This window comes from Limimaricola variabilis, from assembly GCF_014195545.1.
GTDB lineage: Bacteria > Pseudomonadota > Alphaproteobacteria > Rhodobacterales > Rhodobacteraceae > Limimaricola > Limimaricola variabilis.
Genome location: NZ_JACIBX010000007.1, coordinates 161,710 through 172,553, shown reverse-complemented (window position 1 = coordinate 172,553; position 10,844 = coordinate 161,710). Strand labels below are relative to the sequence as shown.

The following is a 10,844-nucleotide window of genomic DNA, read 5'->3' as shown; positions in this document are numbered from 1 at the left end:
CGGCCGCAACACACCAAAATGTCAGGCTTCGCAACAGTTTCAGTGATCGGAGGCTTGGCGCAGCGGGTTCGGCGCGGAGGCACCGGTTTCACCCGGCGCCAGCTCTCCGGTGGCAGGGTCGAGCGCGGCATACCAGGCCGCCAGCGCCTCGATCTCCGCCTCCTCCAGCTCCTGCGCCGCGACGCGCATCAGATCATGTGCCTCGGTGCCGCCGCGCACGCCGTCGCGCCACAGCCGGAGCTGGGTGATCAGATAGGCCTCGTCCTGCCCGGCGAGCGGCGGGAACTTCCCCTCCAGCACCTCGCCGCCAAAACCCGACAGGTCGCGCGGGCCAGGGCCGTGGCAGGCGGTGCAGGCCGGCACGTCGTCATCGCCCGCCCGCGCCAGTTGCGCGCCGGTCTCCAGCGTCTCGACCGAGGCCTCGTGACGCCGCCGTTCGGGCGCAGGCACCTCTTCCGCGAACCAGACCGCCAATTCGCGGAGCTGTTCCGGGTCGGTCAGGCTGGCCGCGTGCTGCATGATCCCGCTCTGTCGCCGCCCCTCGCGATAGGCCAGCAGCGCCGCCTCGATGTAGTCCGCGTCGAAGATGTCGAGCCGCGGCACATGCGCCTCGGTACCGCCGTGACAGCCGGCGCAGAAGGCCGCGCCCTCCGGACCGTCCGTCTCCTCGCGCGCCGTCAGCTCGGCCTGCTGCTCGGGCGTCACCGCGCCGTTCTGGATCGCGCGCAGATAGGCGACGCCGGCCCAGACGTCGTCCTCGCGCACCGAGGGCCATTGCGGCATGCCCGACATCTTCACGCCCTCGTAGAGGATCCAGTGAAGCTCCTCGGGGTCCCACGTTCCAACCGCCTCCTCGATATGCGGCGGCACCGGGTTCATCCCGCGCACGGTGGCGCTGCGGGTCTGGCCCGGCACGGCGTGGCACATGGCGCAGGCGGTCTCGAAATGCCGCGCGCCGAGCTCGATCAGCGCCGGGTCGTCGAGGTTGGGCGCCGGGGTCTCCGGCGCCCCGGAATAGAGTTCGACCGCGTTGCGATAGGTGGTGTGCAGCGCCCAGTAGACCGGTGCGAAATGCCCGGCCCGGGCCGAGACGTTATAGAGGCCGAGCGCGACGGTGGCACCGCCGGCCACCGCCCCTGCGAGACCGAGCGCGCCGAGGGTGTAGAGGACCGTCCGCGTCCGCTGCTTCATGCCGCGATCTCCCTTTCCTTGACGGCGCGCGCGGTCAGCACGAGCCCCGCCACGAGATAGACCGGCGTGCCGATGCCGAGCATGATCATGCCGCCCACCTGCTGGGCGGACAGCTGCGGCAGCAACCCGAGTTGCGCGGCGTAGAGGTCGCGCGGCGCGAGGATCAGCAGCGCACCCAGAAGCGTCATGTGCATCGAGGTCAGCAGCAGCCCCCCCGCCCCGGCGAGGGGATGCGCGGCGCGCAGGCAGCCGGCCCAGACCACCAGCCCGGCCAGCAGGAAGCTCCCCTGCTCGAGAACGAAGACGGGCTGCGAATGATGCGCCGTCGCGTGCAGGCGCGGCAGGTGCCAGCCCCAGACCACCATGAATTCGAGCACGGCGGCGATCAGCGGCGACAGCGCCAGCGCCCGGCCCAGGGCGGGCCATCCCAGCACTAGAAGCGGCGCGGCCAGCGCCACCAGCGTCATGTGCCGCGCCATGTGCCCCGCGAAGGCCGAGCCGAGCCACATCGGCAGCGGCGCCACCCAGACCGCCGCCAAGAGCCCCAGCCCGAGGACCAGCGGCACCGGACGGATGGCCGCGGCTGCCGGGAAGGCCCGCTTCATCGGCACGACCCCAGCAGGATCAGCGGCAGCGTGTCGTAGACCACGCCGATAAACGACACCAATGCCAGCAGGAAGCCGGCATGGCCGAGGAACTGGTGCCGGTCCTCGGCGCTGCCCTCGGGATTCGAGAACTCGCCCGTGCCGCGCACGTCCCAGCGCAGGAAGGCGCGCCAGCCGATCCAGGCGATCGCCACCAGCATCGCCAGCGTCATCGCGATCAGGCCGGCGCGCAGCCAGCCCATCTCGAACATCCGCTCGAAGCGGAAGCAGTAGACAGAGACGGCGGCATAGCTGATCGCGAAGTGGAAGGCCCAGATCGTCGGCCCCAGCGTGATCCGCCACAGGCTCTCGCGCTCCTCGGCGAACTCGTGCTCGTCCTCGCGCGGGTGCGGCTGCCGGTCGTGATCGCTGCGATCCATGCGCCCCTCCCTCACATCAGCCGCGGCACGAGGCCGATCATCGCGCCGGTCACCAGCGCGGTCAGCCCGAGGAAGTGCCAGAACAGCGTGACGTTCCACAGATCCGCGTCATAGCGCGGCGTGAGCTTGCCGAAGAGCGACCCGGCGAGGCAGTAGCCCTGCATGATCGTGCCGACGAGCCCATGCGCCACGATCCAGACCATCAGCGCCCACATCATCGCCGGGTAGACATGGCTGGTCGGGTCGAGATCGAGCACCGAGAGGATGAAGCCGCCCATCCCCGCCAGCGTCATCAGCGGCGCCAGCGCCAGCGCGCCGCGCGCGAGGCCGACGCGTCCGGCCCGGTTCAGCCCCCGCGCGCCGCGCGTCAGCGCCCAGGCGGCGGCGAAGGCCGCCGTCGCCAGCGCCACAAGATAGCCGGATGCGTGCTCGGCGCCCGGCGGCGGGAAGGCTGTGTTCGAGGTCCAGTAGAAGAACACCCCGAAGACCAGCGAGGCGAAGGCGGTGGCATCACCCAGCATGGTGATCCAGACCGCCCACCAGCCCACCGCCTGCGGTCCCGCCGCATAGGTCGGCAGGCTGAGGCCGAGGCCCACATCCTTCATGTCCTTCTCCGGCGGTCGCGCGGTCGAGGTCCAGAGCCAGTAGAGGATGCAGACCACCGCGAAGGCCGCCGAGACGATGGCGGGGCCGTAGATGTGGAAGGTCGGCAGGATGAAGGCGCCGCCGGTGAAGGCCGCCGCCCAGATGGTGATGTAGGCGGGCCCGGTGACCCGCTGCACCTGGATCGGGCGCGCGTCGATCACGGAGGTCACGATGGTCTCGCGCAGGCCCTCCTCGGCATCGGGGAGATAGTACCGGCCCGCATCCATGCGCTCGACGATCTCCGGCTGGTCCCAGAGCGGATAGCGCGAGGTGATGTGCGGGATCGAGCGCACGCCCCACTTGGCTTCGGGCACCTCGTGGCTCCATTCCAGCGTGCCGGCGCCCCATGGATTACGCTCGATCTGCGGCTGGTTCTTCTTGGGGCGGACGATGTCCCAGGCAAACACCGCGAAGCCCGCCGCAACGATGAACGAGCCCGCGGTCGAGATCTGGTTGAGCCAGTCGATGCCCAGGCCCTCCGGGTAGGTATAGACCCGGCGCGGCATGCCCAAGAGGCCGGTGAGGTGCATCGGCAGGAAGGTGATGTTGAAGCCGGTGAAGATCAGCCAGAACGCCCAGCGGCCGAGGCGGTCCGACAGCATCTTCTTTCGGAAGAACGGGAAGAAGTAATAGACCCCCGCGATCACCGGAAACACCATGCCGCCGAACAGCGTGTAATGCAGGTGGGCGACGATGAAGTAGGTGTCGTGCACCTGCCAGTCGAAGGGCGCGATCGCGACCATGACGCCGGTCAGGCCGCCGGCGGTGAAGATCGCCAGCGCGCCCGCGATCCACAGCATCGGCAGGGTCATCACCACCCGGCCCGCGATCAGCGTCGCGACGAAGGCGAAGAGCTGGATGCCGGTCGGGATCACCACCGCCTCGGAAGCCGCCGAGAAGAACCCGAGCGAGATGTTCGGCAGCCCGGTGGTGAACATGTGGTGCACCCAGAGCCCGAAGCTCAGGAAACCCGTGCCCACCGCCGACAGCACGATCCACGAATAGCCCAGGATCGGCCGCCGCGCGACGGTCGGCACGATCATCGCGGCGATGGCGATCGAGGGCAGGAAGATGATGTAGACCTCCGGGTGGCCGAAGATCCAGAACAGGTGCTGCCACAGCATCGGATCGCCGCCGCGGGTGTGGTCGAAGAACGGCCAGTCGAAGCTGCGCTCCAGCTCGAACAGGAAATCGCCCGCGATCAGCGGCGGGAAGGCGAAAAGGATCATGCCGCCCACGACCAGCACGTACCACGCGTAGAGCGGCATGACGTTGACGCGCATGCCGGGGGGCCGGCACTTCAACGCGCCGACGATCAGCTCGACGGCGGCGGCGATCGAGGCCACCTCGATGAAGGACAGGCCCAGAAGCCAGATGTCCGAGCCGATGCCCAACTCCAGCGTGGCCAGCGGCGGGTACATGAACCAGCCCGCCTTGGGCGCGGCCGAGAACAGGATCGAGCCGATCACGAAGACGCCCCCGATCAGGAAGCTCCAGTAGCCATAGGCCGAGAGCCTCGGGAACGGCATGTCGCGCGCGCCCAGAAGCCCCGGCAGCAGCAGGATCGAGATCGCCTCGAACATCGGCACGGCGAAGAGGAACATCATCGCCGAGCCGTGCATGGTGAAGAGCTGGTTGAACAGGTCGGCCGAGATCAGGTCGTTCTCCGGCACCCAGAGCTGGAGCCGCATCAACAGTGCCATTACCCCGGCGATGAGCATGAAGACGAAGGCGGTCATCGTGTACCAGACGCCCACCTCGGAGTTGTTCACCGCCGTCCAGTAGCGCCAGCCCTCCGGCGTCTTCCACACCCGGGCGAGCCGCTCCTTCTGGCCGCGCTGCACCTCCTCGGGCACCGGCTCGCGCAGCATCTCCTCGGTCGGGGGATAGATGCCCTCGGGCGCAAGCTCGCCCGCCGGGATGGATCGGTCGGTCATTCGAGCCCCTCGAGATAGGCGGCGATCGCGGCGAGCTGCGCGTCGCTCAGATGGGCATAGGCGGGCATCTCGGCGCCCGGCTTCCAGGCGCCCGGATTGGCGACCCAGCGGACGAAATCCTCGGCGCTGGTGCCGAGCCGTCCGGCGGCGAGCGAATGGCGCGAACCGACATGGGTGAGATCCGGGCCGACCCGTCCCACGGCAGGCGTGCCGCGCACCGCGTGGCAGGCACCGCAGCCCTGCGCGAGAAACAGCGCCGCGCCGCGCTGGGCGAGATCGCCCTCGGGCGGCATGGCATCGGCGGCCTCGGCCTCGAGCCAGGCATCGAAGTCTTCGGGCTCCATCACCTCCGCCTCGAAGGCCATCCAGGCATGGCTCTCGCCGCAGAACTCGGCGCATTGGCCGCGATAGATGCCGGGCCGTTCGGGGCCGAGCGTCATTTCGGTCACCCGGCCGGGGAACATGTCCATCTTGCCGCCCAGGCTGGGGACCCAGAAGGAGTGGATCACCTTCTTGCTGTCCAGGAGGAAGGTCGAGCGGACGCCCGCGGGCAGCCGGATCTCGTTCGCGGTGGTCACGGTCGTGCCGTCGGCGCGCTCGTATTCGACGCGCCACCACCACTGCTCGCCGGTGACGCGGATCACCGGCCCGTCGCCGGTGGCGCGCAGGTCGGGCATGATCGACAGGCCATAGACCAGCAAGGCGCCGAGCGTGACGGTCGGAAAGAGGATTCCGCCGATGATGACCAGCCAGTTCGCGAGGGTCTGCGAATGCGGTGCCGGGCTGCGGCGGGTGGCCCAGTAGAACAGCCCGTTCATGCCGATCCACAGCAGCACCGCGCCGATCAGCATCACCCAGAACAGATCGCCCAGAATGCGCGCATCCTCACCCGCCGGCACCAGCGCCGACTGCCGCCCTTCGCAGGCGGCGAGAAGCAGCGGCGCGAGCCAGAGGGCATGGCGGTATCGAGGGCGCGCAGGGCGCGGCGTGGGCGTCATGAATGGTCCGTCAGGCGGCAGGTCACGACAATGAGAGCGCGCCGCGCCTGCGGGTCAACCGCGTGGCGAGGAATATGTGCCGATCGCAGGATTTTCCCGCGCGCGCCTTCGGATCGCCCTTGCGGGAGCCCCGTCTGCCGGGCCTAGTCGGCGGGCCGATACGAGGGAGGACCGCCATGACCGACACGCCGTTCCAAGGGCTTATGGCCTTTCCGATCACGCCGACCGATGCGGCGGGCCGGGTGCTCGAGGCGCCGCTGGCGGTGATGCTCGACCGGCTGCGCATGGCGGGGGTCGGCTCGGTCGGGCTGCTCGGCAGCACCGGCGGCTACGCCTATCTGACGCCCGAGACGCGGAGCCGGGTGCTCGCCGTGGCGACCGAGGTGTTGGGCGGCGCGGTGCCACTGGTGGTGAATGTCGGCGCGATCCGGACCGACACGGCCATGGCGCTGGCGCGCGAGGCCGAGGCGGCGGGGGCGCAGGGCCTCCTGATGGCGCCGGTCTCCTACACGCCGCTGACCGAAGCGGAGGTGCAGGTTCATTATGCCTCCGTGGCCGGTACGATCGGGCTGCCGCTTTGCGTCTACAACACGCCTGCGACCACGGGCTTCACCTTCGGCGACGCGCTGTTGGCGCGGCTGGCTGAGGTGCCCAATGTCGCGGCGGTCAAGATGCCGCCGCCCCCGGGTGCCGTGGCAGAGGATCTCGCGCGGCTGCGCGCGGCGCTGCCCGAGGGCTTTGCCATCGGCTACAGCGGCGACTGGATCGGGGCCGAGGCGCTGGCGGCAGGAGCGGATGCGTGGTTCGCGGTGGCGGCCGGGCTGCTGCCCGGCCCGGTGATGGAGCTTGCCGCCGCCGCGCAGGCCGGACGGACAAGGGCCGAGGACCGCTTCGCGCCGCTCTGGGCGCTGTTTCGCGAATATGGCAGCTTCCGCGTCATGTTCGGCATCGCCCGGCTGATGGGGCTGGCGGATTGCGACCCGCCGCGCCCCGTCCTGCCCATCCCCGAGGCCGCCCTGCCCCGGCTGGAAGCGGCGCTCGGCGCCATCGGCTGAGCCTCAGACGCCGCGCTTGTTGCCCCAGATCAGCACGTGCAGCTGCGGCAGCACGCGCGCCTCGAACCAGCCATCTGCGAGCGTCCGGCTCACCAGCCAGTCCATGCGGTCGGTGATGCCGTCCATGTCGATCTCGGCATCCTCGGCCTCGGGCGGCGGCGGGGTGTGGTTGCCGGGCTGCAGGTAGACCGGGAGCTGCGGGTAACGACCGGCCACGTCGCGGGCCCAGAGGTAATCGGTCTCGTCGAACACGACGATCTTCAGGATCGCCTCGGCGTCGCCCGCCGCCGCGAGACACTCGTCGAAGCGTGCCCAGTCGGGCGTCTCGCCCGATGAGGGCGGCTTGGGCGACAGCACCAGTGGCTCCAGCCGCGAAAACCAGTCCCGCGCCACCGAACCTTGGGTTTCCAGCGCGAAGCGGTAGCCCAGGCTGCGCCCCCGCTCGATCAGCGGGCCGCAATCCTGGATCGCCGGGTTGCCGCCCGAGACCGTCACCGTCAGCGGCCGCCCGCCGGACAGCTCGGCGATCCGGTCCCAGACGGCCTCGGTCTCCATCGCCGCCCAGGTGTGGCGGTATTCGCTCTCCACCGCGTGCAGGCTGTCGCACCACGAGCAGCGGTAGTCGCAGCCGCCCAGGCGGACGAACACCGTCGCCTGGCCGATCAGCGCGCCTTCGCCCTGAATGGTCGGGCCGAAGATCTCGGAGACGCGCAGCACGCTCACGGCCGGTATTCCGCCCAGGTCTTGGGCGTCTCCGACACGCGTACCGCGCTGACCTGCGCCCAGCGCGCATGCGCCCAGTCGAAGATCTCGCGCGCCAGCACCTCGGAGGTCACGCCGTCATGGCCGAACACCTCGTTGAGGTGCCGATGGTCGAGCGTGTCGTCGATCCAGCGCTTGAGCGGGTCGAGCGCGCGGTAGTCGAGCACGAAGCCGTTCTCGTCGAGCTTCTCGGCCCGCAGCTCCACCTCAGCGATGTAGTTGTGCCCGTGCAGCCGCGCGCAGGGATGATCGCCCGGCAGGTTGCACAGCTGGTGAGAGGCGGAGAAGTGGAACTCCTTGGTGATCGTGTACATCACTTCGCCCCCCGCTCGACGGCCTCGACCCAGAAATCCGGATCGGCATATTCGGTCGGGTCCTCGACCCCGGCGAGGTGGAACGCCTCGCGGCGTTCGACGCAGGTGCCGCAGCGGCCGCAATGCAGGTCGCCGCCCTTGTAGCAGGACCACGTCTCGGCAAAGGGCGTGCCATGCTTCGCGCCCTCGGTGACGATCGCGGATTTCGGCGCGTGCACGAAGGGGGTGTAGAGGCGCACATCGGCATAGCCGTCGAGCGCCTGTTTCTGCATCGCATCGAAAGCTTTGATGAAGGCCGGGCGGCAATCGGGGTAGATGAAGTGGTCGCCGCCATGCACGGCGGTGGCCACCGCGTCGGCCTTCTGCGCCGCCGCCAGGCCAAAGGCCACGGCGAGCATGATGGCGTTGCGGTTCGGCACGACGGTCGTCTTCATGGTGTCCTCGGCATAATGCCCGTCGGGAACCTCGACATCGTCGGTCAGCGCCGAGCCCGACAGATGCGCGCCGATCGAGCGCATGTCGATCAGGTGGAACGGCACGCCGAGACGGTCGGCCGCGGCCCGCGCGAAGTCCAGCTCCTTGGAATGGCGCTGGCCGTAATCGAAGGAAATCAGTCCCGCGAGCTCGTGCTCGGCGGCGACCTTGTGGGCGAGCGACACGGAGTCGAGCCCGCCCGAGCAGATCACATAGGTTTTCATCTTATCCGTCCTTGTTTTGACCGGGTAGGCTGCGACCGGTGTCCGGACCATTCCGGGCGGCCCCGTCTAACGCATCCGGGCGGGACGGGAAAGATCAGCCTTCGGGCACGTTTTCGCGAAGCTCCTCCAGCCAAACCGCGGCGCTGGCATCCGACGGCGCGCGCCAGTCACCACGCGGGCTGAGCGAGCCTCCGGCCGAGACCTTGGGCCCGTTGGGCATGGCCGAGCGCTTGAACTGCGCGAAGCCGAAGAAGCGGGAGACGAAGACCTCCAGCCATTTGCGGATCTCCGCGAGATCGTAGGCGCGGCGCTTTTCCTCCGGGAAACCGATCGGCCAGAGCCCCTTTTCGGCGTCGTGCCAGGCGTGCCAGGCGAGGAAGGCCACCTTGGAGGGCGGCAGCCCGTAACGCATGGTGTGGAACAGGAAGAAGTCGTGCAACGCGTAGGGCCCGATCCGGTCCTCGGTCGATTGCAGCTCCTCCTCCTCGGATTGCGGCACCAGCTCGGGTGAGATCTCGGTATCGAGGATCGCCTGCAGCACGTCGGTGGTGGCCGCGTCGTCGAACTGCCCGGACTGGATCGACCAGCGGATCAGGTACTGGATCAGCGTCTTGGGCACGCCGGAATTGACGTTGTAATGGCTCATCTGGTCGCCGACGCCATAGGTGCACCAGCCCAGCGCCAGCTCGCTCAGATCCCCCGTCCCCACGACGATGCCGCCATTCTGGTTCGCGAGCCGGAACAGGTAGTCGGTGCGCAGGCCCGCCTGCACGTTCTCGAAGGTGATGTCATAGACCGGATCGCCCCCCGAAAACGGGTGATCCATGTCCTTGAGCATCTGCCGTGCGGCGGGCCGGATGTCGATCTCGGCCGCCTCGATGCCCATCGCGCGCATCAGCTTCCACGCGTTGGACTTGGTGGCGTCGCCGGTGGCGAAGCCGGGCATGGTGTAGCCGAGGATCGTCTCGCGCGACAGGCCCATCCGGTCGCAGGCCTTGGCCGCCACGATCAGCGCGTGGGTGCTGTCGAGCCCGCCCGAGATGCCGATGACCAGCTTCGGGTTGCCGATCGATTCCATCCGGCGGCGCAGCCCCTCGACCTGGATGTTGAAGGCCTCGTAGCAGTCGAGATCGAGATGGCTCTCGCGATTGGGCACGTAGGGATAGCGACGGATCGGACGCAAGAGCCCGGCATCCTCGAAATGCGGCTGATGGTCGAACCGGATGCGGCGGAAGACCGGCGCCTGGCCCTTGCCGGCATCGTCGAAGGTGCCGGTGCGCATCCGCTCGTTGAGCAGGCGCTGCGTGTCGACATCGGCCATGCACAGCTCGGGCTCGACGTCGAAGCGGCCTGATTGCGCGAGAAGATCGCCCATCTCGTAGACCGCGCCCTGCCCGTCCCAGCTCAGATCGGTGGTGCTCTCGCCCGGTCCCGCCGCCGAGTAGGCATAGGCCGCGAAGCTGCGCATGCCGTGGCTGCGGCACAGCACGTGGCGGTCGTCGGATTTGCCGATCACGATGTTCGAGGCCGATAGGTTGGTGAGGATCAGCGCGCCCTCGGTCGCCGCTTGGCTCGAGGGCGGCACCGGGGCCCAGAAATCCTCGCAGATCTCGGTGTGGAAGATCAGCCCCGGCAGATCCTCGGCCTCGAAGATCAGGTCGGTGCCGAAGGGCACCTCTTTCTCGCCGAGCCGCATCGTCCGCCCGGTGACGCCGCGCCCCTCGGCGAACCAGCGCTTTTCATAGAATTCGCGGTAGTTTGGCAGGAAGCTCTTTGGCACCACGCCGAGCAGGCGCCCGCGCGAAATCACCGCCGCGCAATTGTAGAGCCGCCCCTCGTGCCGCAGCGGCGCGCCCACCAACAGCACCGGCGAGAGTTTCGCGCTCGCCTCGACCACGGCCTCCAGCGCTGTCTCCACCGCGTCGTTCAGCGCGGTCTGCATGTGCAAGTCGTCGATCGCGTAGGAGGAGATGCACAGCTCGGGAAACACCACCAGATCGGCGCGAGCGTCATGCGCGCGCCGCGCTTCGGCGATCACCGCGTCGCGGTTGAAGGCGACATCGGCGGGCCGCACCCGCGGCGTTGCGGTGGCGACCCGTACGAAACCGTGGCGGTGCAGGGAATGGAAGGCGCCGGGGCCCTTGCGGTTGCGCGTCACGTCGAAATCTCCTGCGTTGCGGGCGGGGTGACAATGCCGCCCCCGGGCCGGATGCGCCAGCC

General features: G+C 69.1%; 10 protein-coding genes. 1 reads left to right on the top strand and 9 read right to left on the bottom strand.

From position 1 onward, the window contains the following. Positions 1 to 39: 39 nt before the first annotated feature. The 5 genes from FHS00_RS10910 to FHS00_RS10890 are packed head-to-tail and all read right to left on the bottom strand — an operon-like array spanning position 40 to position 5,795. Positions 40 to 1,191 (bottom strand): c-type cytochrome, encoded by a 1,152-nt coding sequence (locus tag FHS00_RS10910; protein ID WP_183473076.1) that lies wholly within the window; start codon positions 1,189 to 1,191, stop codon positions 40 to 42. Then, a complete protein-coding gene (locus tag FHS00_RS10905) occupies positions 1,188 to 1,796 on the bottom strand; it encodes a cytochrome c oxidase assembly protein (RefSeq protein ID WP_183473073.1) in 609 nt (202 codons plus the stop codon). The genes FHS00_RS10910 and FHS00_RS10905 overlap by 4 nt, the downstream gene beginning before the upstream one ends. Further along, entirely contained in the window at positions 1,793 to 2,215 is a 423-nt protein-coding gene (locus tag FHS00_RS10900) for a hypothetical protein (protein ID WP_183473070.1), read from the bottom strand. The genes FHS00_RS10905 and FHS00_RS10900 overlap by 4 nt, the downstream gene beginning before the upstream one ends. An 11-nt stretch (positions 2,216 to 2,226) precedes the next feature. Then, positions 2,227 to 4,797, bottom strand: coding sequence for a cytochrome c oxidase subunit I (gene ctaD / locus FHS00_RS10895; RefSeq protein ID WP_183473067.1), 2,571 nt, complete (start codon positions 4,795 to 4,797; stop codon positions 2,227 to 2,229). Next, positions 4,794 to 5,795 carry a cytochrome c oxidase subunit II gene (locus tag FHS00_RS10890; protein WP_183473064.1) on the bottom strand — a complete coding sequence of 334 codons (1,002 nt, stop codon included), beginning with the start codon at positions 5,793 to 5,795 and terminating at the stop codon, positions 4,794 to 4,796. The genes ctaD and FHS00_RS10890 overlap by 4 nt, the downstream gene beginning before the upstream one ends. A gap of 176 nt (positions 5,796 to 5,971) precedes the next feature. Here FHS00_RS10890 and FHS00_RS10885 point away from each other — a divergent pair, with 176 nt between their 5' ends. Continuing rightward, positions 5,972 to 6,850: a dihydrodipicolinate synthase family protein gene (locus tag FHS00_RS10885; RefSeq protein WP_183473062.1), complete on the top strand. Its 879-nt coding sequence runs from the start codon at positions 5,972 to 5,974 to the stop codon at positions 6,848 to 6,850. A gap of 3 nt (positions 6,851 to 6,853) precedes the next feature. Here the strand turns inward: FHS00_RS10885 and queE are convergent, their stop codons facing one another. The 4 genes from queE to FHS00_RS10865 all read right to left on the bottom strand — a co-directional run bounded on the left by queE (position 6,854) and on the right by FHS00_RS10865 (position 10,782). After that, positions 6,854 to 7,573: a 7-carboxy-7-deazaguanine synthase QueE gene (queE, locus tag FHS00_RS10880; protein WP_183473059.1), complete on the bottom strand. Its 720-nt coding sequence runs from the start codon at positions 7,571 to 7,573 to the stop codon at positions 6,854 to 6,856. Then, positions 7,570 to 7,926: a 6-pyruvoyl trahydropterin synthase family protein gene (locus tag FHS00_RS10875; RefSeq protein ID WP_183473056.1), complete on the bottom strand. Its 357-nt coding sequence runs from the start codon at positions 7,924 to 7,926 to the stop codon at positions 7,570 to 7,572. The genes queE and FHS00_RS10875 overlap by 4 nt, the downstream gene beginning before the upstream one ends. Next, a complete protein-coding gene (gene queC, locus FHS00_RS10870; protein ID WP_183473053.1) occupies positions 7,926 to 8,624 on the bottom strand; it encodes a 7-cyano-7-deazaguanine synthase QueC in 699 nt (232 codons plus the stop codon). Before queC ends, FHS00_RS10875 begins: the two co-directional genes overlap by 1 nt. Positions 8,625 to 8,718: 94 nt before the next feature. Beyond that, entirely contained in the window at positions 8,719 to 10,782 is a 2,064-nt protein-coding gene (locus FHS00_RS10865) for an NAD(+) synthase (RefSeq protein ID WP_183473037.1), read from the bottom strand. Positions 10,783 to 10,844: the final 62 nt, after the last annotated feature.

What these genes read in the sequence shown, in the direction of transcription:
- FHS00_RS10910 (WP_183473076.1), bottom strand. Translation starts at nt 1,191, where the DNA reads ATGAAGCAGCGGACGCGGACGGTCCTCTACACCCTCGGCGCGCTCGGT.
- FHS00_RS10905 (WP_183473073.1), bottom strand. Translation starts at nt 1,796, where the DNA reads ATGAAGCGGGCCTTCCCGGCAGCCGCGGCCATCCGTCCGGTGCCGCTG.
- FHS00_RS10900 (WP_183473070.1), bottom strand. Translation starts at nt 2,215, where the DNA reads ATGGATCGCAGCGATCACGACCGGCAGCCGCACCCGCGCGAGGACGAG.
- ctaD (WP_183473067.1), bottom strand. Translation starts at nt 4,797, where the DNA reads ATGACCGACCGATCCATCCCGGCGGGCGAGCTTGCGCCCGAGGGCATC.
- FHS00_RS10890 (WP_183473064.1), bottom strand. Translation starts at nt 5,795, where the DNA reads ATGACGCCCACGCCGCGCCCTGCGCGCCCTCGATACCGCCATGCCCTC.
- FHS00_RS10885 (WP_183473062.1), top strand. Translation starts at nt 5,972, where the DNA reads ATGACCGACACGCCGTTCCAAGGGCTTATGGCCTTTCCGATCACGCCG.
- FHS00_RS10875 (WP_183473056.1), bottom strand. Translation starts at nt 7,926, where the DNA reads ATGTACACGATCACCAAGGAGTTCCACTTCTCCGCCTCTCACCAGCTG.
- queC (WP_183473053.1), bottom strand. Translation starts at nt 8,624, where the DNA reads ATGAAAACCTATGTGATCTGCTCGGGCGGGCTCGACTCCGTGTCGCTC.